The organism is Streptococcus symci (assembly GCF_006385165.1).
Classification (GTDB): Bacteria; Bacillota; Bacilli; order Lactobacillales; family Streptococcaceae; genus Streptococcus; species Streptococcus symci.
Genome location: NZ_VFJA01000002.1, coordinates 1 through 20,170, shown reverse-complemented (window position 1 = coordinate 20,170; position 20,170 = coordinate 1). Strand labels below are relative to the sequence as shown.

General features: G+C 34.9%; 14 protein-coding genes and 4 pseudogenes. 11 read left to right on the top strand and 7 right to left on the bottom strand.

All coding sequences use genetic code 11. The features are described 5' to 3' along the window. Positions 1 to 306: 306 nt before the first annotated feature. From tet(M) to FJN11_RS04720, 7 genes and pseudogenes are all read right to left on the bottom strand, one after another. Positions 307 to 2,226, bottom strand: coding sequence for a tetracycline resistance ribosomal protection protein Tet(M) (tet(M), locus tag FJN11_RS04750; protein WP_140224210.1), 1,920 nt, complete (start codon positions 2,224 to 2,226; stop codon positions 307 to 309). Between the two features lie 15 nt (positions 2,227 to 2,241). After that, a pseudogene (locus tag FJN11_RS10995) lies at positions 2,242 to 2,289 on the bottom strand (hypothetical protein); the annotation flags it as partial. Between the two features lie 313 nt (positions 2,290 to 2,602). Beyond that, the gene (locus FJN11_RS04740; RefSeq protein ID WP_001224318.1) at positions 2,603 to 3,535 is read right to left on the bottom strand and encodes a conjugal transfer protein; all 933 of its coding nucleotides are present in this window, start codon (positions 3,533 to 3,535) and stop codon (positions 2,603 to 2,605) included. Beyond that, positions 3,532 to 4,533 (bottom strand): bifunctional lytic transglycosylase/C40 family peptidase, encoded by a 1,002-nt coding sequence (locus tag FJN11_RS04735; protein ID WP_000769868.1) that lies wholly within the window; start codon positions 4,531 to 4,533, stop codon positions 3,532 to 3,534. Before FJN11_RS04735 ends, FJN11_RS04740 begins: the two co-directional genes overlap by 4 nt. Then, positions 4,530 to 6,707 carry a CD3337/EF1877 family mobilome membrane protein gene (locus FJN11_RS04730; protein ID WP_050232626.1) on the bottom strand — a complete coding sequence of 726 codons (2,178 nt, stop codon included), beginning with the start codon at positions 6,705 to 6,707 and terminating at the stop codon, positions 4,530 to 4,532. The genes FJN11_RS04735 and FJN11_RS04730 overlap by 4 nt, the downstream gene beginning before the upstream one ends. Before the next feature lie 2 nt (positions 6,708 to 6,709). Beyond that, positions 6,710 to 9,157 carry a conjugal transfer ATPase TcpF gene (gene tcpF, locus FJN11_RS04725; RefSeq protein WP_000331160.1) on the bottom strand — a complete coding sequence of 816 codons (2,448 nt, stop codon included), beginning with the start codon at positions 9,155 to 9,157 and terminating at the stop codon, positions 6,710 to 6,712. Next, a pseudogene (locus FJN11_RS04720) lies at positions 9,141 to 9,440 on the bottom strand (conjugal transfer protein); the annotation flags it as partial. The pseudogene FJN11_RS04720 and the gene tcpF, both read right to left, overlap by 17 nt. Before the next feature lie 354 nt (positions 9,441 to 9,794). Here FJN11_RS04720 and FJN11_RS10990 point away from each other — a divergent pair. The 11 genes and pseudogenes from FJN11_RS10990 to FJN11_RS10985 all read left to right on the top strand — a co-directional run. Continuing rightward, positions 9,795 to 9,926 (top strand): hypothetical protein, encoded by a 132-nt coding sequence (locus FJN11_RS10990; protein WP_425471093.1) that lies wholly within the window; start codon positions 9,795 to 9,797, stop codon positions 9,924 to 9,926. 81 nt (positions 9,927 to 10,007) lie between these two features. Then, complete coding sequence (locus FJN11_RS04710; protein WP_246039360.1) at positions 10,008 to 11,732, top strand: hypothetical protein; 1,725 nt, start codon at positions 10,008 to 10,010, stop codon at positions 11,730 to 11,732. Positions 11,733 to 11,964: 232 nt separating this feature from the next. Beyond that, positions 11,965 to 12,489: a hypothetical protein gene (locus FJN11_RS04705; RefSeq protein WP_140224208.1), complete on the top strand. Its 525-nt coding sequence runs from the start codon at positions 11,965 to 11,967 to the stop codon at positions 12,487 to 12,489. Positions 12,490 to 12,491: 2 nt separating this feature from the next. After that, a complete protein-coding gene (locus tag FJN11_RS04700) occupies positions 12,492 to 13,853 on the top strand; it encodes a hypothetical protein (protein WP_140224207.1) in 1,362 nt (453 codons plus the stop codon). A gap of 28 nt (positions 13,854 to 13,881) precedes the next feature. Continuing rightward, entirely contained in the window at positions 13,882 to 14,121 is a 240-nt protein-coding gene (locus FJN11_RS04695; protein ID WP_042751170.1) for a hypothetical protein, read from the top strand. A gap of 13 nt (positions 14,122 to 14,134) precedes the next feature. Then, positions 14,135 to 14,430 (top strand): annotated as a pseudogene (locus FJN11_RS04690) (ATP-grasp domain-containing protein); the annotation flags it as partial. Positions 14,431 to 14,722: 292 nt separating this feature from the next. Next, positions 14,723 to 15,067, top strand: a complete 345-nt coding sequence (locus tag FJN11_RS04685) for a hypothetical protein (RefSeq protein WP_140224206.1) — start codon at positions 14,723 to 14,725, stop codon at positions 15,065 to 15,067. 75 nt (positions 15,068 to 15,142) lie between these two features. Then, positions 15,143 to 16,426, top strand: coding sequence for a cellulose synthase (locus tag FJN11_RS04680; RefSeq protein WP_140224205.1), 1,284 nt, complete (start codon positions 15,143 to 15,145; stop codon positions 16,424 to 16,426). A 1,352-nt stretch (positions 16,427 to 17,778) separates the two neighbouring features. Next, the gene (locus FJN11_RS04675) at positions 17,779 to 18,822 is read left to right on the top strand and encodes an ATP-binding protein (protein WP_140224204.1); all 1,044 of its coding nucleotides are present in this window, start codon (positions 17,779 to 17,781) and stop codon (positions 18,820 to 18,822) included. Between the two features lie 431 nt (positions 18,823 to 19,253). Beyond that, entirely contained in the window at positions 19,254 to 19,889 is a 636-nt protein-coding gene (locus FJN11_RS04670; RefSeq protein ID WP_140224203.1) for a TetR/AcrR family transcriptional regulator, read from the top strand. Between the two features lie 172 nt (positions 19,890 to 20,061). After that, positions 20,062 to 20,170 (top strand): annotated as a pseudogene (locus FJN11_RS10985) (ABC transporter permease); the annotation flags it as partial.

Sequence of the window (20,170 nt, the reverse complement as noted above, 5' to 3'; positions counted from 1 at the left end):
GGGAGATTTGCGGGTTCAATTTTATTCTGAGCATTTATAGATTTTTTCATCTCAGTCCTAGAATAGCCAATATGAATAGAAACGACAGTAGTCAATACTAGGGCTACTGTTCCGTTCCACAGTATCATTTAAAAATCATTTTCACACCCTTTCGTCTATTAGTATAGAAGAAAGCTCTCAGCACACAATATCCACTTGTAGTTTATAATAACTATCTCCTCCTTTACACTTTAATTCAAATCTTTATTAAAAAATATTTCATCTTATTTAACAAGAAACCATATTTATATAACAACATAAAATACACTAAGTTATTTTATTGAACATATATCGTACTTTATCTATCCGACTATTTGGACGACGGGGCTGGCAAACAGGTTCACCGGTAGTAACATGGTACCCTTTTAACTCTGTTAAACAAACACTACGTCCATTTGTAAAGAAAGTTAAATCACTACGATATTCTTGAATACACCGAGCAGTGATTTCTCCACTAAGAATGACCTCATTATTTTTCAATTGAGTGTCTACGATGTTCGCACAATATTTAGGAGCATCGGTGTATGCTCGTGAAAGATATTCCTGTGGCGCATAAATTTTAAAACTAAGATATGGCTCTAACAATTCTGTTCCAGCTTTTTTTAAGACTTGTTCCAATACAATAGGAGCAAGCATCCGAAAATCTGCTGGGGTACTAACAGGGCTATAGTATAAGCCATACTTAAAACAGATTTTACAGTCCGTCACATTCCAACCATACAATCCTTGTTCACAGCCATAGCGTATCCCTTCCATAACTGCATTTTGAAATGATTGATTTAAGTATCCAAGAGAAACCGAGCTCTCATACTGCATTCCACTTCCCAACGGAAGCGGTGATACAGATAAACCAATGGAAGCCCAGAAAGGATTCGGTGGAACTTCGATGTGAATGGTATACTCTGCTTTTTTTAACGGTCTTTCCATATAAATGACTGTAGGCTCTTTTATTTCTATCTCCACATGATACTTTTCTTGCAGCAGAGCACAAGTCACTTCCATTTGTACTTTCCCTAAGAAAGAAAGTATGATTTCATGTGTCGCAGAATCCACATAATATCGCAGAAGCGGGTCACTGTCTGAGATTTCCAAAAGGGCATCAAGCAACATTTCTCTCTGTTCAGGTTTACTCGGTTCAACAGTTGTTTGTAGTAGAGGGTGCGGATTTTCAATCTTTTTTCTCTGTGGCAATAGTTTTGTATCTCCAAGAACACTATTTAACTTCAAAAACTCATTTTGCAAAATAACAATTTCTCCAGAATAAGCTCTATCAATCTTACATAATTCACCATTTATTGAAGTATACATTTCTGTAATTTTTATTTTTTCCTTTTCCGATATTCTAACCGAATCTCGCAAATGCAGTACGCCACTATAAAGACGTATATATGCAAGACGCTGTCTTTTTTCCGAATACTCAATTTTGAAAACTTTTCCGCAAAGTTCAGACTGACCTCGATGTGTTGATGAATAAAATTTATTCGTAATCACTTCTATAAGGTTATCAATCCCTATATTGTTTTTTGCACTTCCGTGATAAACAGGGAACAGAGAACAATTCTGAAATCTTATGCTTTCCTCTTGTTCGAGTTCCAATGCTTCTAATGATTTACCGGACATATATTTCTCTAAAAGGTCATCGTTTCCCTCTATTACCGTATCCCATTGTTCAGATTCGGTAAAGTTCGTCACACACATATTAGGATACAGTTCTACCTTCTGTTTGATTACAATTTCGGCAGAAAGTTTCTCTTTAATATCCTGATAAACCGTTGATAAATCAATTCCATTTTGGTCAATCTTATTGATAAAAAAGATTGTGGGAATCCCCATTTTCCTAAGTGCATGAAATAATATACGAGTTTGTGCTTGTACGCCATCTTTTGCAGAAATCAGTAGAATTGCCCCATCTAAAACTGATAATGAACGATATACTTCTGCTAAGAAATCCATATGTCCTGGCGTGTCTATGATGTTCACCTTCGTATTTTCCCACTGAAAAGAGGTTATTCCTGTCTGAATTGTAATTCCTCTCTGACGTTCTAAAAGCGTATTATCCGTCCTCGTTGTACCTTTGTCCACGCTTCCTAATTCTGTAATCGCTCCACTGTTATATAATAAGCTTTCTGTTAAGGTAGTTTTTCCTGCATCAACATGAGCTAAAACTCCAATATTAATAATTTTCATGTGATTTTCCTCCATTCAAAAACCCAAAAGGGCATAAAAATCCCAGTGATAAATACTTTTATCACTGGGATTTTTATGCATAACCATAGGCATACAAAGCATACAGATATTCTCCGGATACTTTAGAATCACATGATAAAGGTATTCTTAAACTGGGTACAAAAAACTAAGCCCTCCTAAAAAAGGACATCCAATTATTTGTTCCCACTATCAAATTGACAGTTTATTTAAGAATACCTTGCCGCATATTTATTAACTCCTTTTAAATAGATACTTAAATTATAGCACGTAAGAGCATATTTGTAAAGGAATCTCCAATTTTTTATCAAAGAGAGTACGTGATTACAAAATAGCTGTAATAATGTACCAATATTTGTTATTCTATAATCTTCCAATTACTCCCGTTCTTTTCAAGTACCAAATCAAATTGAGATACCTGCGTTGCTTTGGTCTGCTGGTCGATATACTCCACTGTCAGCGATACCGTGACTTGATTATCCTTACGATTGTGAATAGGATTTACCAGTTCTTGAAAGATGTACTCTTTTCCGATTGGTTTTAATATCCCGTCATTCACATAGTAGGAAAGTTCACTGGCTGTCGCTGTAGGATAGAGCTTGAAGAACGTCGTTAAAAACTCATTGATTTCATTGGTTGTAATGGAATCAACCGTCCCCTCACTTTCAATGGCTTTTGGTTTATAACTTGATTTCTTAGGTATGTTGGTAATGGTCGGATTCTTAACCAGTACCATATTTCCAGAACCATCTACATAGACACTCACTATATAAGCAGAGTGGACGGTCTTTGTATTTTCTCCCTCTGTAATGAGCTGGTCTACACTGTAGGTTACATTAAACTCATTGTCGCCAGTTGGCTCTACCGTCCATATCTGAAATCCTCTTACAGAAGACGATACAGGAATATCTTTGCGTACTGTATCAACATTGAGAGCTTGAAGTTCATCTGTCAGATAGCCTTTTAGACTTTCCATTCGATTATCAATGGACTTATCGGATTGCTCCCATGAATAGTAGACTTTCGCAAAGTTCTCTACAAAATTTTCTACATGATGAGTATCAACGTATTCCTTTTCTATGATAGTTGTTTCGTGAATAGTATGAGTATCTATAGCTGTAAAGTGCTTGAATATCGCAAAGCTGAAACTAAGCCCTAAAAGTACCCACAAGGCAATCACAACCTTTTTATGAGGATTGACCTTATAGACACGAGGTTTCTTTTCCTTTGGTATCTGTTTTTCTTTATTCTGATTTTTTCTAAATTTCATCATTAAATCTTCCTTTCTCATTGTTTGATTCGTCCTGCTCCCACTAAATGCTGTTGCCAGTAGGGGCTTGTTAAGTCGGCATAACCGATTGGGTCGCCTGCATGAAACATACGGTTATTGCCAAGGTATATCCCAACATGAGTAATATAAGAGCCAGCGTTATAGGTAGAATGAAAGAAAACCAAATCGCCAGCTTGTGCTTCCGATAGTGGGATATGCTGGGTCACATCATATTGCTGTTGTGCGGTTCGTGGTAAGTTAATTCCAGCTTTTCCATACGTCCATTGTGTCAGTCCGCTACAATCAAAAGAAGTAGTCGGGGAAGCTCCACCGTAAACGTATCGCCAGCCCTCATATTTCAGTGCTTCGTCCATGATGGCTTGTACCGTATCATCATCAAACTCTGTTGTGACAAGATACTGCGTTACCAGTTGCACATAAAACATATTGCCATAGTTGTATCGCCAGCCCCCATTGATAGGTATGGCTATGGGATTGGGGTAAGACACTTTTTCGCCACCTGAATACTCTTTTGAGAAACTTTGAGCCAGTTCAAAGGTATATTTATTTCCACGATTAGCCACATACCCTAAGAAACCACCACCATAATTGTAGGACTGGATAACCGATTCTAAATCTACACTGAGCCTTTCGCTACTGGCTAATAATTCACTGAAATACTTCACACCTTGCTTAATGGATTCTTCTGTACTCAATGAATTAGGTGGAAGACCGAGGGATTCCGAGGACTGCATAACATCTTCCGCAGTACCGCCCGATTCCACCTGTATAATCGCAAGAAGTATGTTGACATATTCTTCAACGCCATATTCTTTGGCATATTTTTCTACCATAGGCTTATGAGCCAGCACTTCTGCGGAAACATTCACACCTCCATAATGAATATTGGAAATTCCGCTGTCCTGTTCATCTGAAAATAAAATGGCAACAAACAGAAGCAGTGAGAAGACCATCAAGAATAATCCAGAACCACCAATCACTAAAGTTTTCAACTTCATGGTTTCTTACCGACTTTCTTAATGGTGGCGGTTTTGATTGGTGGTCTACTTCTTGTATTTTGTAGTGGTACTCTTTGAACAGTAGACGGACGTTCTTTTGTGATTGGACGTTGTGAAGTTCTATCTGCTGTAGTGGTTGAAGTTGCTGGCTTTTGAACGGTTTTTTCTTGAACGGTATTGCCTTGGCGTTCCACTTTTGGACTTGAAAAATCGGACTTAACTGCTGGACGCTCTTGTTTGGCTTGTTGAGATTCCTTATATGAAGTCTGAATATTAGACTGTTTTGAGGTCTGTTCATCATGATATTGTTCTTGTCTTGTAGTCGGTCTTTCATGAACAGAAGAAGCAGGCTGTTTTTTCTGTTTGACCTGTTCCATTTCAGAGCGACGCTTCGCAATGGTTTTTCGCCTTTGTTCCTGCTGTTCCTTGCGTCCACTGGCTCTGTCCGCTTTGGTTTGAGAAATACTACTGGTTAAATCACGGACATTCTCTTTTACTTTGGATTTTCCTTGATATACTGCATATCTTGCATTGGTCGGCAAATCTTTAACCTGTTCTTTCAAACCACTAGCAGTGTCTACCATTCTGTCTTTGGTATCAGCTACTGTACCGATGGTTTGACCGATACGTTTTCCAAGTGTTGATTTTTCCTTTCCGTCTGGTCGGGAGTGATCTGCTTGTGTCCTTGCAGAACTCCCCGAACCCGACTGTCCTTTTTTACCTGTAACAATGGCAGACCCAGCCCCTAGAGTAGTCATGGAACGTCCAAGTTTCCGCTGTAGACGGTGCATGTGAGCGTGCATAAGCATACGAGGTTTTCTCATCACACGACTTCCCACACTTTGAGAATCGTTACTCTGTAGAGAAAACATACTCATTAAATCGCCCAGCTTGAAGTAGATTCCTGCAAAGGTCACAATCTGTAGAAAAGCAATCAAAAAGAACGGATAACCAGCCGATAAGGTATAGAGCATGGTTGAAATACTAAATGCTGTCGTAATAATCAATGTGATTCCAGCTCGTGTCAAAATGGTATTAAAGAGCTTTGTTATGGCTCGTTTTGACATACCATCAAATGATGGAATCATGCTTAAAATAAAGCTCACAGGCAGAAACATAGCATAGATGATAAAAAGTACCTGCGAGAAAATCATGATTCCTGTTAATAGGAATACAAATATGGAAATCCCAATATTGAAGACAAATAGGAAGAAGACTGTACCTAAACGGTTAATGGTCTTTGTAATGGTTAGATTGGTATTGCTTCTGTCTTCAATTTCTTCCGCAACAATTTTTTCTCTGTCTTCGCCATTGTTGGAATCTGGGCTGGTGGAGAGCAGGCTTTCCACACGGTCAATACCGATACTTTCAATGTCTGAACTGTTGTATTGAAGCAGTAGCCACGGTTGCTGAACCTGTATGGAAAACAGGCTATCTCTGATTAAGTCCACGCTGTCCTTGCCTTGACTATCGGAATGGGGCATGACAATCTTCGTGCCAAGTGATAAACTGGCATTACTGATGTCTGATGAAAAGTCATTGATTTTTTTAATGTAGTCGGGAGCGTAGGCAATAAAGGAAGCCGATAGGATAAACACCAGCACAAAATTCATAATGGCATGAATTGCCTTTGTGGTTTCTCTCTTTATCAGTCCCGTATAGGCAACATAAACCCCAAGAACCAAAATCAAGAGTAAGAGGAATCCAACATAGAAACCCTCTGTTGAAAATCCGTTTGCACTCACACCAGCTAAGGTCTGCATATTCTTACCAATGGAATCTGCTGTAGCGGAAATGAAGTCTAAGGAATAGGCTTCCTGTACTAAGTAACCTGTCGCATTGGAAACATACAAACTGATTGTCCAAATAAAATTGGTAATGGCATATAGTCCATACATGACCTGTTTTCCAATCCCGTCCGACCAGTTCCACGGAAGCCAGCCCCAGCTATTATCCACATAAAAATCCAGTTGATAGTTTTCAAGTGGGAATCGGCTGTATTCATTTGCCACATTGACCGTATCATCTACCAAGCCCGCAGCTTGAACCACCGTTCCCAGCATGGCTAAAAGAAAAATGGCAATCACAAGTGTGAAAGCCACTGTCATTGCCACTTTACCTAGACGTTTCAGCGTCCAGTTTGATTTTATTCTGTTTACTATTGATGGTTTCACATTTACACCTCTTTTCGCACAGGTGGTCTGGTATCAAAGGCATGGAGCAGTTCTTCAAATACAGGGTGGAACTGTATCACACCGACACGACCATATAAATCACTGATAAGGCATTGCCCGTTTTCCAAATCACGCAATCGCTTCTGATTGTTTTCGTCCTCTGGGTCTACACCAAAAAAGGCTAAGGTCTTTTTAATCTCGTTAAGGTCAGTGGAACGAAATGCAAATTTTAAGCCGAGGTTATTTTTCAGTTTTTCATCTAAGAGGTCGTCTGTATTTTGGGTCACGAAATATACCCCAGCGTTCATAGCACGACCAGCCCGAACCAGCTTCATAGATAGTGTTTTTCCTTGTGCTACCTGTAAAAAGCTCCATGCTTCGTCTAAATCTACAATCTTGAAAATGCTTCGGTCTGTATGGATAAAGTCTAAAGCAAAGGTACTAATGACAATCAGCATAGCAACGGATAAAAGCTCCATAGTGGTATATTCCTCAAAGGAAGTTTCCTTGTCGGGAAGTACCAAGTCCGCAACCTGTATAATGTTCAGTTGTTTTTCTAAGCTGATAGACTGCTCCACATAACCATTACTGAATAATAAATGTGCAAAGTCATAGTCTGTAAAACTTTCGATATGGTCGGCTATACTGGTACTTAGTGGCGTATTCTCAACCCGTAATTCCTCAATCACTTTCATCAACCCTCGTACTTCACTATTGGTTACTGCACGAATGGCTTTTCTAAGGATTGGGAAGCGTTCCCCATCACGAGAGGAAATCCCCGTAAGGAATGTCAGAATATCAATAGCCAGTGATTCAGAATCTTTGGGATTTTTCATAATCACATAAGGGTCAAGTAAGCCTTTGTTTTTCTCATCAGAAGTCAGAGTGACGATATTGATTTCATGGGAAATCTCTGGCAAGGTTTCTTTCCATCTGCCACGTTCTGCTTTTGGGTCTACAATCACTGCTTGTGCCCCATAAAGCACCGCATAATAGACGATAAGGTTATTCGCAAAGGATTTACCACCACCCAGCGAACCAACAAAAGCCGACGCTAACGCATTGGTTACTGAACCCTTAACCCCTTGACTGGCAAGAGCAGGTTTCAGATAGACATTGCGTCCAGTATCTAAGCTGTAGCCAACATAAATCCCCTCATTTTCCCCCAGCATTTGAGTAGCACCAAAACCTAAACCAGCGAGGAAATCAGAGGTCACGTATTGAATATAATCATTCATATAACGCTTGCTGGCAGGTAAAAATTCTTCATGTAAGCCGAGCATATCCCCAAATGGTCGTACCAGTTTTACGCTTAAATCGTCATAAAAATCTTTCACTTCATTACAACGACGTTTGAGTTCGTCAAGATCATTTGCTGATACCCTTACCACATAAGACAGCTTGTACATAGATTCCTTGCTTTGGTCTAAATTGGTTTCCAGCTCATTCACACTTTCCAGAGCTTCCGCCACATTGGAGCTGGTTTCATTATCACTTTGCCAAGCGTGGTTATCCAAGTCTTTCAGTTCTTTCTTTTTATTGCGGACAGTAGATAGGGCTTTACGATTCGCTACAATTTCCACATTCATTGACGTATCAATCGGGAATGTAAATTGCTGTTGCTGGTAGTAGAAGATTTCAGAGGACGGGAAGTCCAGTTCTCCGACAATGCTGTTAATGGTAAAGTAAGCTACATAGACGGTTTCATCTTCCTGCTGGATTTTCAAATATCGCTGTTTTTCTTCCACCAAACAGCGAGTAGGCTTAATCAAGTCATAGTATTTAATCAGCGTTTCATTATCCAGCTTTTTCTTTGATAGATGGTACTCATACTCTTCATAGGCAGTGCCTGTCTGTCCGTAAAGGTGTTCAATCAGATAGCCGAAGTCGTCCTTATCTAACCTGCGGATTTTGAAACGACGAGAGATTTTATTTTCTAAGAGCTTTTCCATCTTCTGAAAACGCAGGATTTCATCATTACTCATACTAACAAAATCGCCCATCAGCTTATGGTTCACATCATAGACAAAATCAGACAAAGCATTTTTTGCTTCAACGGTAAGACTTTTCATAGAAAACTCCTGATCGTTGAGAAGCAACTTAAAGCCGATAAAGAAACGGTAGTTCACTTGATTTTCGCCAATCATGGATATTAAAGCGTCTGTCTGTTGGTCGATTTTGTCATAGGCAACCGCTTTGAGCTTGCCAGTGACTTCATTTTTGGAACGCTCTTGTGCAGAACGTATGCTGGATTCTGTACTGATTTGTAAAGCATGAATTTTGCCATCACGATTTTGTGCGATAAGCTGTCTGAAAGAATCATGCACTTGTATTTTCTGTTCTGGACTTAGAAATGAGTAATTGTAAGGAACAAGCTCATAGTAAGCATAACATTCCCCGTCTTTATTCCAGACGAGATTGTTTTCAATGTATTTAATTGGATATGCCATAAAATTCACTCCTAACTGCTGTAATGGCTTCTTGTGGCTGGTTTCTGCCAAGCGTTACTTTTTTTCCTGCATAGGTCAGCTTTGGTCGCAGTGCATAAGCAATGACAGACTTCAAAAATCCATAAGGCTTTTTACCATCAAAAGTTTTTGTAGACATAAACCATGTGAAAGCCACAGGAATCCCAAAGTATTTGAGAAATGCTCCCTCTATCATGGAAAGAGGGGGCAAGTTGCCAAGTATCATCACTGCAAAGAGTGACACGACAAACCACGTGGAGTGTGTTGCTCTGCTCGTAAAAGCCTAGAAACATTTTATAGAAAGACTATATGAGGTCGCTGGTAACAGTGACCTTTTATCTTTAGTGTGGATATATTAAAGTGATCAAGAATAAATCATTAATATCATTAATGTGGAAGGCTTGAATTTGGTGAAACTTGAGATGGAACGGAAAGAACAGCTTCGGCAGGATAACCATATCAATTTCTACATTATCCAGTGCTAACAAACCCCATTCACCTGCAAAGTATTTTTCAGGGAATCTGGAGAACTATTTGGCAGGAAGAGCTAGACCACGAGCAGGGAGAAACAGCCAGTCTGGCAGTGTAACAATCGATATAGGATCAAAGGCCAGATTGGATGTTTAAACAATTACTAGATTTAGATAAATTTGATGGAGTTATCATGAATCAAGTACTCGACCACATCAGTATTTCAGAAGCTGGACAAATTGTAGTAACTTTCCTTGAAGGAACTGAGGTAGATTTATAAGAGACTGTGACTGGGAAGTTGCAGTCTTTTTTGGTTTTATGGTATAATTGACATAATATTATAATTGGAGTTAATAAGAATTTGAAGACATTAGTTGAATTTGTAGCAGTTGCAGAGCAAAAAGTTGTTGATAATTTCGATACTTATTTGATGGAATTTCAAAATTTCTTGGTCGAATCAGGAGTAATTGATGCTGAGGAAGTAGATAGTGAATTTTATAGCCTAACTGAAGTACCACTTTATCTTATTGATTTTCATTCTGGAGAGTACATATGGAGAATTGGTGTCGAATTTAGTACCTATGAAAAAAATTATGAACTGATGGTTTCAATTCAAAGCGAAAATTATATAATTAGTACAGAAAATGAATACCTTGAGCGATTAAAGAGAATAGTCAAAAATTTTATTAAAACAAAGCACAAGAAAATATTCTGGTTATTTGATTCTGAGTCCGAATTTTTAGCAACCGATTTATACCCTAAAGTTTTTACTGTCGAAAATTTAGCTAGAAAATTTATTACATTGGTTATGAATCGAAAATTTGGTATTCATTGGTGGAGACTTGTACCCTTAAAAATTCAAGGAAAACACAAAATTAGATATGTTGACTACAAAGCAATAATTGATAATTTCAAAGATGTAGATGAAAGATTGATGTCTATTGATACAGGTGATTTGCTTGATATATTTTCAAATAAAGTGATGAAGTGGGATGCTTCTAAAGAGAATATATTGGAATTGACTCAACTTAATTTACATTTGGAAAATTTGACTAGAATTCTACAAAGACAGCAAGTTGTATATAGTGATTGGTGGCAAACTTATTTTTCACCATTTTTGCCAGATAATTTTCTAGATTATTTCAGAAGATTTGAACTAGATCGAAATCATATCGCTCACAATAAAATGATAGATAAATCAGCCTATAAGAGTATATTACATTCAATAGATGTCGTTCAGAAAGCTTTACTTTGTGGTATACAAAAGATGTCATCAGAGTTAAAATCAGAGGAGGTGCGCAAGGAAGAAGAGTTTGAATTTGAATTATTATTACAGGAAGAGTTAATGTCGGATAGAATTCTTGAATTGAAGGAAAGCGAGAGTGGGGTAACAACTCGAAATAGTAACCAGATTCTAGCTCTATTCAATGATAAATTGAGTCAAGTTTATGATTCGATTGAAGAATCCTTCAGATTCAGTGAGTATTTGAATTTCAGTGATTATACTGAACTAAAGATTTGTAATTCAAATAGTGTTGTATTTGAAATTGAAAACAAAATTGATGGTTACGTAATTAGTTTTGAGGCTAATACTGATATTAACGACTATGAAGGTTCCCAAAGTTTCCTATATTTAGGGTATAAAAAAGACGGGAGTCCAAGTATAGAAGAAATTGGAAGAGTGTCCTATACTTATGGTGTTATTGAATTTGATGAGTTTCAAGGTACTTATATGCCCGTCCAAATGGATGGCATTTCAGAGTACGATCTGCATAGACTAGGAAAAAGATTGGTTGATATAATAAATAGTGAATTCACAGATTATAAGGATATAGTGGAAAGTTCTAAATATTCTATTATCAAAGATGGTGGTCCGGATCCTATTTTAGATTTACCGTGTCAAGAGTGTGGAGAGGAGTGGATATGTGTTGATGAAACTATCACAGATTTTGGTAGATGTCTAAACTGTGGAGAAATTAATGAAGTAACAGAGTGTGAGCATTGTGGTCGTAACGATTTCGGTTCACCAAGTGAGGATGAGCCATTTTTATGTGAGGAATGCAGGAATTATTATGAAGAGGAATAGATATTTTCGTTCAATAATATAATCTTAAAGAGAAGAAATCCTTTTTATTTGATAGTATTGGAAAATACTGTCAGTACATGTTGATGTGTGAGTATTTCTCGTGAATGATAAAGGATAGGGTATAATTCATTACACTGTTTTTGGATAAATATTGTTAGACTGTAACTTTTATGTTGCAGTTTTTCAATTTATACATGGTATAATTAAAATAATAAAAGATTGAGGATTTTTTATGAGTAAAGAAGCAATATTTCAAAATGTAGAATCACTACAACAAGTTGTAAACATAATTAATGAAGCAGCGGCAGCTCTTAATGATAAAACACGTACAATAAGAGAGAGTCCAATTCCAGAAGTGTTAGCTGGTGCATTGGGAGCAGGTATTGGTGGGATAAGTTCATTCGCAGCTCTTTATGGTTTAGGTACTGTAGGGTTATCAGCGGCTGGCATTACTTCAGGCCTTGCAGCTATTGGCGGTGTCGTTGGAGGTGGTATGGTAGCTGGAGTGTTTGTAATGGCTGCTCCAGTCGTTGTATTAGCCGGAGGCGGTATATTATTAGCTTCTAATCTAAAAAATAAACAACTTAAACAGGAAAAAGAACGGTTATATAAAGAAGCATTGCAAAAACATGAAGCTATTATACAAGCTCTGAAAACTGAGGCAGATGCTGATAAGGAACGCCTAGATTATTTACAGAGTTTAAATATCCTCCTAACTCAAGCAATTAAAGATTTGAAAAACGATTTAGGGGACTAACAATGAGTAAATTCATTTATTCTGATGAAGAACAAAAATTCAATAATATTTTAACTCATCAAACCAAAGAGTTAGATTTAATAAACAGACCCGATATGTCTATTGCAGAAGAACGTATAGAGGAAAGTGAAAAATTATTGAGAGAGCTAGGCTATACTCTGACTGATTTACCAATAATAGATACCGAAACTAAAAAACAAACTATCGTTGTACCTAAATGGGAAGACTTAGTAATAAAAGCGGAGTGCGAAGTTGGTTCAATGAATGAACTAGATGCACTCTTCACAAATGAAGAATTGGAACTTAATCAGACAGTTATTCAATCATTGCAGGATGATTTTAACAACATTCATAAACTTGATAAAATTGATATATCGATTTGTGCAGGAGCTGGTATATTAGCAGCGATTATTGATATTCTTTTAATTGGAATACCTGAGAAAACTCCGAATGGTTTAAAAGGTGGCCCTTTATCTAATTATGTAAGAGACTGGTTTAATCAACGATTTCCTGAAGAAGAAATGGATAAGTTGGCAAATTCAAAGGTCAGTAAAGTCCCTTTTGATGCTCAAGATAATCGTCATACTAAAGTAAATGTTAATGGACTATCTGCATATTATCATAGATTGTTATCTCTTGGACATGATCCACTTCTTGGTTTAGTAATTGGTGTATGTGATATTCTAAATGGTAAGATGACTACTATTGATAAAACTGGGAAAATAGTATCTCAATTTATGGATAATTACACAGATAGAAAAGAAAGTGATATTTTTGCAGCAATAGCAAAGCAGATAATTCATTTTAAATCTGATATTACGACATCAATGGGATTACCTGCACCATTGATGGGATTATTTAATTTGCTTCAGTTTGGAAAAATTGGTGACGAGGATCAAACAATAGCAGAAATAGTACAAGGAATGTATTACGAAGGCTATGATTTCATTCATTTTAGTAGTATGGCTATTTCCACAATGATTATTGAAGTTATAATCAGAATTGGATACGCCCTTAAGAAAATCAACGAAGGACATTCAATAAAAAATTCTATTCCTTTTTCGTTGGATAGAGAGAAACACCCCAAATTACATACGATGCTATTTATTGGACATTCTATAGCCGCATCTGCTAATGCAGGGAAAATCTACTTTACAAAAAATCCTATGACAATAAATTACGCACAATGGATTGCTTTTGCAAAATATTCATACTCTCAGTTAAAGTGGGTGCTGACTGAGAAATCCGAATTGAGAGCTTCATATGTTTCGGATAAGATTTATAAGGAAACTCAAGAGGTTTATGAAAAAGTAAATCTTACCTTTAATAACTTCAGTAATGATAGGTTAGTTATATTTGATTAAATTAATAAACTTAGATAAAAGGAAAACAATGAAAAAAAGTCTATACAATCTATTGTCAATGATTCCAATATATGGAACATTTTTAAAATTTTCAAGTAAAGGTGAAATGAGGTTATGTAGCCCACTGTATCAAGATTTTTTAGATGAAGGAATTAATCCAAATGATATATTCTTACTTCTTGAAAAAAAATATCCTGGTGAGGTAGTTACAAGAGATCGTTTCTACGAAGGTTATAGAGAAATTCTGGAATCTTTGAACAAAGAGTAATAAGGAAAAGATTTTCTGTTATAGATATAATATTAGTGAAGTTGTAGAATTCATAGCAGAATGGCGCTGTTTTGTGTTAGATGGTCAAGTATTGATGTTCGCCCCTATACAGGTGATTATCATGCACATTTTGATGCAAGTGTAATTGATGAAGCCATATCATGTTGGAAAGATGCGCCTATAGCTTATTGGCTATCTGCTTTAAACTATATCAATTTTCTTAAACGTAGATAGAAAGAAATGGTAAAACCCTATTTTGAAAAATACGATGTTTTTAACATTCCTGAAAGTGAACTTATAAATTTTTAGAAAGACCAGAAGTAAATCTGTGAAAAACTGTAACTACTAGGTTACAGTTTTTTACTTTGAATAATGATATAATAGAATAAGAAGATAATGAAAGCGCTATATATTTGAAAGTTGATTAGGAAAATAGGAATTATGGAAACATTCGATATGATTACTAAATGATCAACTGAATTTTATAACAATTTAAAAGCTTGATGAACATAATAGATATTGTTCATAGGAGAATTGTTATTCACATTTTATGACAGCTAGAAAACTATTGCATTTTGAATTATAACAAAGGAGTATTAACATGCCGAAATATACCGACGAAGATATTAGAAAGTTAAATAAAATCACATTAAAAATTGCTGGTGATTATTTAGGTATAAGTTCACAAGCAGTTGCGATAGGTCTTAGAAATAATCTTCTTCCAATTGGTTTTGCTATTCATAACGAAGAAAGAGATAGACGTTTCACTGAGAGTTGGTCATATCATATTATCGGTGAAAGAATGATTTCATACAATCATGGGAAACTATCTGAGATCCGTGTTGAAAATATTGAAACTAGTTTAGATAAAATTATAGAGGAATTTAACGGTTTAAAACAAGATTTACTTTTTATATTAAGCGAAAATGCAGAAGTGAAGAATTAGAAGTTTTTGAATTTGCGTTTTCGCTTGGTAAATATAAAAACGGTGATGTAAAATATAAGGGTAAAGGTGTTTCGAATGAAGATGATAAAGACCTTCTCTAGAGAAGAACTCTATGAAGAAATCTGGGAGATAAGTGCAAAACAAGTTTCATTGAAATATGATTTAAGTTATTCAGACTTACTTAAGAAATGCAAAGAATTTGAAATCCCAATTCCAAATGGGAGTTATTGGTATCGTAAGAATACTGAACAAGATTTAAGTGAATTTATTGTTCCATTACCACAAAATGACGTAAATGAAGTTAATATTGATAGAAAAAGTCTAAAAAACAATAGAATAAAACCTGTTAAATATAAAGAGGAGACTTCGGAAGATAAAAATAAAGATACTGTTAAACTTGATACAACTAGTATAAGAAGTTCATTATCATTTTTAGCGGACGATAAAATTGAGCTTATTATAGAAGCCGTTTCAAACTTAAACCAGTCTCCAAATAAGAGATTACATAAATCTGTAGCTAATCTAAGAGATAAAATAGCAGAGTGGAATAAGAGGGAAAAAGCTGCTTCCTATCCTTACTTTGATTCTAGACACAGATATAATGATTTAAAAGAACCTAAATTTGTAAAAAATATTTCACTAAATTCTCTTCCACGCTTATATCGCTTTTTAGATACTCTAGTTACTGTAATTGAAAGAATCGGTGATATTGTAACTTCAAATTGGGATATTCAAATTGATAAGGATATTGTTCGTTTTGAAGTTATAGAGTTAACAGACAAAGTAAGTCATGAATTGACAAAAGAAGAAGCTAAAGAACTAGCAGAGTACAATGATAGCGTTAAGTTTAATAGATATGCTTTTAAACCAAGAATAAAGAAGTATGACTATATTCCAAATGGAAAATTTCGATTTAAGATAATAGATGGTAAATACATTAAAGATACTAAAGAATTCACACTTGAACAATCAATCCCAGAAATAATCGTTTTAATTTACCAAGAGTATTATAAAGTTAAGAACTTACGACTTGAACGTGAAGAGAGAGCAAGACAATACGAAGAGGAGCAGGAGCGAAAAAGAAAATTACAAAATAGAATCGAAGAAGAGAAGAAGCGGACAATGTCTCTTCTAAATATGCTAGAAGATTTTCAAACAGCAAATGATTTAAGACTGATGGCTGATAAACTGGAGATAGTAGGGAAACTTAGTAAAGAGGAAATTGATTGGATTAGATCCAAAGCTGACTGGATCGACCCAATAGTTTCTTCAACAGACGAATTGTTAGGAATCAGAAATCATGACAATTCTAGAGAACAAAAAGAACAATATCTAAGAGAGAAAAGGTACTATTGGTAATTTTGTGTTTTTGGTTTTTACAGAATGTAGTGTTATTGGAATAAATGATTAACTATTTTAGTAATAAATAATTTTACACATTTATTTTAAATAGGTATTTGGTACAAGAAAGAATATATTTTTGTTCTATAATATAGAAGTTCGCTAGCACCACGTGGAGTGTTTAGCTTTTACTAGCAAAGGCGTAAAAAACTTGTAACGAAAGAGGTTAAGAAATACCTTGTAGGTAAGTTCTTTTATCAGAGGTATAAAAATATTAAAGGTAGAGTTCAAATTTAGTATCTTGATGAAGTATCTTGATTTTTGTGTCATTTATATCCATAAACACAAGAAATCACGGAGTTATTTCCATAAAATGAGGATTAATGGGAATAAATGCATCCTTCACAAGTATCACTAAATGGTCGATAAGAGTATTATAATATAAATTTATACTAAAAACGTTTATTTATTGAAAAAACATGATATAATAACTAAGATTAATAATAATGGAGGAATAATGATGACTCATAGTTTGATACTAAAGTTGGAAACTGTGGAATATGGTAAAACACAAAATTGGCTTCTATTTAGAGGATTTATTCCACAATATGATATTAACAAATTGTATACTTTCAAATTTTGTGGGACAGATTTAATTACTAGTTCTTACTTAACAGATGCTCAAGTAAACCAGCTCCGTAGAATTCTTTCTGAGAGATTCGGCTATCCACCATATAATGATCTTAGAACGATTCAATTTATACTAAATGAGGAACAGTATAATAGAATTGAACTATCCTATTAGAATCACTAGCGGTAACTCAATTGAGTTATATTTTTATATCGACTACTATGGTATGCTTTAACTCGAGATATTCACAGCAAGTTACAAAATTCCTGATGGCAAAGCATTAACTTATACTTGTTCGTATCTCGAAATTGCAAAAATGGTTGATTTGTAAACTTTTTTGATGATGACGATTGCTACATTGTTATGGAATGTAGCTGTGGTAATACAAATTTCAAACATATAGAAATTATTCTTACTATGGGTGGGGGGATGTAAGGAGATTATCCCACTTGATGTTTGGATTGTTTAAAAAATAATATTCGGAAAGTAAGTTACAGTTGCATTGTCAATGGAGCTGAAGTCGTTTTATAATATTCTAAGAGTGCAGGTAATTTATGTGTTTTTTGTGATATAATGGTGCTAAAAAAAGAAGATTAATTATCATAGAGAGGGTGTAACAATCGAATATTCTTATTGTAAAAGTATTTATGGTTTGAAAGATTTGTATAATTCGATGAGGGGGTTAGGGGGTCAAACTAGGACTCGAATAAGTAATTAATAGTTAGGAGATATTAACAATATGAAAATTGAGATAAGGTCTCTAAGTTTTGATAAAGTCAAAAATAGATATGACTATTTATTGAAGGAAATTGATAAACTTTCAGAAAATGATAAGGAAATAATATTAGACTTTAGATTTCTTAGGTGGGCGGAGCCGATTGCAATGATATATTTTGGTTACCAATTTAGAAAAATTATTGAAGATCGAGAAGGAATAGTAGTTTCTATCCTTGAAGCTACTGGAAAAAATAGTGGTTACTATGGATGGATGGGCTTATTTAAATATTTTGTTCCACATGCTACTGAAGGTAAAAATACTGGTCATGTTAAAGGGAATAATACCTATATTCCCATAACAAATATAAATGTAAAAGAAGAGTATGGAAAAAGTTTCTTACGTGGAGAATATTTCGAGAGGGGAGATTATATCATTGGCCGTGCTACTCAGCTAGCGCAGATAGTTACAGGTCACAGTGAGTTGCAAGAAATATTGAAATATATTATCAGAGAAATAATTAGAAATGTTCCTGAACATTCAGGTAAAGACGATTTATGGATTTGTGGTCAAGCTTGGCCTAGTAGTAGCTATTCCAGAGCACAAATTGTAATAATGGATGAAGGAATTGGAGTTCATAGGAGCTTAACGGCAAACCAATTCCATAAAAGAGAGAATGAGACTAATCTTGATTCTTTACGTTCAGCAATAAGACCGGGTATATCTAAAGCATTTCGAAGAGGAACAGAAAATAGAGATACTGATAGATGGAGTAACTCAGGATTTGGGCTATATGTAGTAAGTGAGTTATGTAAGAAATTAAATGGGAGATTTTTATTAATAAGTGGCGATAACTACGTTTATACAAGTGGCGATATTGAAGAAATTGAAGATGGACCTAATCAATTAGATGGAACTTTAGTCGCAATTGAACTTCCACTCCAGAATACCGATATTGATAGTACTACACTGTTGAGTTCAATAATTGATGCTGGAGAAAAAATAGCAGCTCACGATATGATATCTATTTCTAAAGCATCATTTCCATCTAGAAATATAAATTTTTAATGTATTTCGTTAAAAAGTACATTCCTAATTCTGACAAACCTCATTTCGTTTCATAGTATATGCAGTCACTAGCACCACATGTCGAGTGTGTAGTGTTTCTACAACGAACAAGAGGGTGAAAATCCTTGATTTTAAGCTATTTTACAAGCATTTTGTATTTGTAGATAAAGGCAATTTTGACGTCAAAAAAGTCCTAAAAAGAAACATAGATGTAAATGTATTTGTAGATGTCGTTTGCGTATCGGAAAAATGAATACAACAATAAATATTTATCTTAAGAGAGAACAATTGTATATTGTTCTCCTTTTTGATTTTCAGGAGAGAAAATGAACTGCGTAAAATTATGTAGTAAATAACAAGGAACTTGACATTATGAGTTTAATACATTATAATACAAATACATACCAGCGGTATGAAAAAGGGGGATTATAATGGCAAGGAATAGAAATCCAGAAGAAACAAGAAGAAAAATATTAGAAGTTTCTAAAGGTTTATTTTTAGAAAAAGGATTTGATAATACCTCAATACAAGATATAATAGATGGGTTAGGTGGGTTGACAAAAGGTGTTATTTATCATCATTTTGAGTCTAAAGATGCAATTTTGCAATCAATTCTTAGCGAAAATAATCAAGAAATTCTAAATTATAATTGGAGAGGAGATACTGCATTAGAAAAAATACAAAATTCTTTGATGGATGCTTTCTCTGATTTTGAACAACAAAGGCTTGTATACTCAGCTTCAATTATGTTAAGAAGCCCACGTTTATTAGGTGAACAGTATCTAAATTTATTTTCTGATTTTTTACCAGAGATTAGAGAAAAAGTTTTCGAAGGTGTTGAAGATAAATCAATTAAAACAGAATACCCAGAAGAGCTAGCTGATTTGATTGTCTTAACATTGAATATTTGGATTGGGTTCAAAATTTCTATTTATTCAGTAGAAGAATTAAAGCGTAAAATGAATTTCATTAAACTAACTTTTGAAGGTCTGGGAGTACAGTTGATTACTGATGAAATGATGGAAGTAATTTTCAAATTATTTGATCACTTAAAAAACAGTAAATAAGTTTTACGTATAGATATTTTTTAAAATACCATACTCTAGCTATGGTATTAAAAATACTATTATACATACCTGTAGTATGTTTCTTTTTTAGGTTTTTACATACCATGAGTATGTAAAGTACTTTGAGAATAGTGTCATTAATATTAACAAAATCTTTTGGAGGAAATAATCTATGTTGTCGCTTATTAAAATTGAATTAAATAAAGTTTCTAAATCTAAATTATTTTTAGCCTGGTTGTGTACTATATTTATAGTGTTAGGTATTACAGCAATCATTATTA